Raw genomic sequence first — 3,566 nt, 5'->3', positions numbered from 1 at the left:
CCTACGCCTTCCAACACCAGCACTACTGGCTGTCGTCCGCCTCCTCCTCCGCCCCGGAGCCCACCGAGGCGGCTCAGGTCGACAGGGAGTTCTGGGAGGCGGTGGAGCGCGAGGACCTGGAAGCCCTGGCGGCGACCATCGACTCACCGGCGGATCAGCAGCCCATGCTGGGCGCTGTTCTCCCCACGCTGTCCGCCTGGCGGCGGCAGCACCGGGAGCGTTCGGTCATCAATTCCTGGCGGTATCGGACCACTTGGCAGCGCCTTTCCGCCCCCTCCACGCGTCCGGACCTCTCCGGCACCTGGCTGCTGATCATCCCCGCCGGTCAGTCCGACCACCCCGCCGTGGCCACCGCCGCGCAGGCCCTGACCAGCCACGGCGCCACCTCACTCCGCCATGTGCTCGACACCCGTACCGTCGATCGTGACGCCCTGACTGACGAACTCACCCGTATGGCCACGGAGGGTGAACCCACCGGAGTGCTGAGCCTGCTCGCCCTCGACGAGGAGCCGCACCCCGAATACCCCGCCGTGCCCTCCGGGCTGGCCGCGACCACCGTGCTCGTCCAGTCCCTCGGCGACGCCGAGATCCCGGCGCCCCTGTGGTGCCTCACGCAGGGCGCCGTCGCCACCGGTCCCGGCGACCCGCTCCCCAGCCCGCGGCAGGCGCAGACCTGGGGCCTGGGCCGCGCCGCGGCCCTGGAACACCCGCGCCGCTGGGGCGGTCTGATCGACCTCCCGACCGTCGTCGACCACCACACCGCCGACCGTCTGGCCGCCCTGCTCGCCCCCGGTGGGCCGGAGGACCAGAGCGCCATCCGCGCCACCGGCAGCTACGCCCGACGCCTCCGTAGGGCCGGTACGCCCACCACTGCACCCAGGACCTGGCAGCCCACCGGCACCACGCTCATCACCGGCGGAACCGGTGGCCTCGGCGCCCATGTCGCCCGATGGCTCGCCCGCCACGGCGCACCCCATCTCCACCTCGTCAGCCGCTCAGGACCCGACGCCCCCGGGGTCACCCAACTTGCCGAAGAACTCATCGACTTGGGCACGACGGTCACCTTCACCGCCTGCGACGCCTCCGACCGGGCCGCACTCCAACATCTCCTCGACACCATCCCCGCCGAACACCCCCTCACCACCGTCATCCACGCCGCCGGCACGTCGGACACCGAGCTCATCGCCGATCTGGGGCCGGAGCGGCTGCAGCATGTGCTCGGGCCCAAGGCCCTGGCCGCCGCCCATCTGCATGAGCTGACCCAGGGGCTCGACCTCAGCGCCTTCGTCCTCTTCTCGTCCGGCGCGGCCGCGTGGGGCGGCAGCCGGCAAGGCGCCTACGCCGCCGCGAACACCTATCTCGACGCCCTCGCCGAGCACCGCCGCGCCCGGGGACTCCCCGCCACCAGCCTCGCCTGGGGCCCCTGGGGCGACGCGGGCATGGCCGCCGACGAGACCGCGCTCACGTTCTACGGGCGGCGTGGCCTGTCTCCGCTCAGCCCCGAACTGGCCGTGGCATCGCTCCAGCACGCCCTGGACCACCGGGACACCACGGTCACCGTGGCGGACATCGACTGGGACAAGTTCCCGACGGCGTTCACCGCGCAGCGCCCCAGCCCGCTGCTCGACGACCTGGTCACGGCCGCCGAGAATCCCACCGAGCGAACCGCCGGCACGTCCGTTGCCTCCTCGCTCCAGCAGCGGCTCTCCGCCGCCACCCCCGAGCAGCAGCACCAGCTCCTCCTCGAGCGGATCCAGTCCCTCGCGGCCGCGATCCTGGGGCATTCCGGGCCGGAGGCCATTCCGCCCGGCCAGCCGTTCCAGGAGCTCGGGTTCGACTCCCTGACCGCCGTGGAGCTGCGCAACCAGCTCGCCACCACCACCGGAATCGACCTCGCGCCCGCGCTCGTCTTCGACCACCCCACGCCCAACGCCCTCGCCACCTATCTGCGCGCCGAACTCACGGGCCAGCAGCCGGCCGTCGCCGCTCACACCCCCACCACGGCCGCCCAGGACGAGCCGATCGCGATCGTCGGCATGGCCTGCCGCTACCCCGGGGACGCACACTCCCCGAAGGAGCTGTGGGACCTGGTCACGGCCCACCGCGATGCCATCGCGGAGATGCCCACCGACCGCAACTGGGACCTGAACGCGCTCTACGACCCCGATCCCGACCGCCCGGGGACGAGCTACGTCCGGGAGGGCGGATTCCTCTACGAGGCGGCCGGGTTCGACGCGGCGTTCTTCGGCATCAGCCCGCGCGAGGCGGTCGCCATGGACCCCCAGCAGCGGCTGCTCCTGGAAACCGCCTGGGAGACCTTCGAGAGCGCGGGCCTGGACCGGGACACGCTCGCGGGCAGCAACACCGGCGTCTTCGCCGGGGTGACATCGCAGGACTACATCTCCCTCACCGGCGATACGGCGAGCGACGTCGAAGGCTATGTCGCCACGGGCAATATCGGCAGTGTGGTGTCCGGCCGGGTGGCCTACTCCTTCGGCCTCGAAGGCCCGGCGGTCACGGTGGACACGGCGTGCTCGTCCTCGCTGGTGGCCATGNACGGTGGACACGGCGTGCTCGTCCTCGCTGGTGGCCATGCATCTGGCGGCCCAGGCGCTGCGGCAGGGCGAGTGCACGATGGCCCTGGCCGGCGGGGTGACGGTGATGGCCACCCCGGGCGCGTTCATCGAGTTCTCCCGCCAGCGCGGTCTGGCGCCCGATGCGCGGTGCAAACCGTTCGCGGCCGCGGCGGACGGCATGGTGTGGGGCGAGGGCGTCGGTCTCGTCCTCCTGGAACGGCTGTCGGACGCGCGCCGCAACGGCCACCGGGTACTGGCCGTCGTCCGTGGCTCCGCCGTCAACCAGGACGGCACCAGCAACGGCCTCACCGCGCCGAACGGGCCCTCGCAACAGCGGGTGATCCGGCAGGCGCTCGCCAACGCACGGCTGTCGCCGTCCGAGGTGGACGCCGTCGAGGCACATGGCACCGGGACCACCCTCGGCGACCCGATCGAGGCGCAGGCGCTGCTGGCCACGTACGGGCAGGACAGGCCGGAGGACCAGCCGCTGTGGCTCGGTTCCCTCAAGTCCAACATCGGCCACACCCAGGCGGCCGCCGGAGTGGCCGGGGTCATCAAGATGGTGATGGCGATGCGCCACGGGGTGCTGCCCGCCTCACTGCACATCGACGAACCGACCCCGAATGTCGACTGGAGCGCGGGCGACCTGCGCCTGCTCACCGAGCCCGTCCCATGGCCCCAGGGCGAACGGCCCCGCCGGGCGGGGATCTCCTCCTTCGGCATCTCCGGTACGAACGCCCATCTCATCCTTGAGCAGGCCCCCGAGCCGATCGAGCCCGCTCCCGTGTCGGACGTCGCCGGTGTGGTGCCCTGGGTGATCTCCGCGCAGAGCGACGTGGCGCTACGGGGCCAGGCACGGGCCCTGACCGGGCACATCATCGGCGAGCCCGGGGTGAGTGCCGCGGAGGTGGGCTGGTCCCTGCTGCGCTCCAGGACCCTCTTCGACCACCGCGCCGTGGTCATCGGCCAGGACCGCGAAGAGCTGGTAGC

2 pseudogenes are annotated in these 3,566 nt (G+C 72.5%); both read left to right on the top strand.

Features of this window, described 5'->3' with window-relative positions:
* Positions 1-101: 101 nt before the first annotated feature.
* Positions 102-161 (top strand): annotated as a pseudogene (locus tag IEJ02_RS51305) (hypothetical protein); the annotation flags it as partial.
* A gap of 237 nt (positions 162-398) precedes the next feature.
* Positions 399-3,566, top strand: a pseudogene (locus IEJ02_RS50650) (type I polyketide synthase); the annotation flags it as partial.

It is taken from the genome of Streptomyces sp. 5-10 (assembly GCF_014712245.1).
Taxonomy (GTDB): Bacteria; Actinomycetota; Actinomycetes; order Streptomycetales; family Streptomycetaceae; genus Streptomyces; species Streptomyces violaceusniger.
This window is presented reverse-complemented; position numbering and strand designations above follow the sequence as displayed.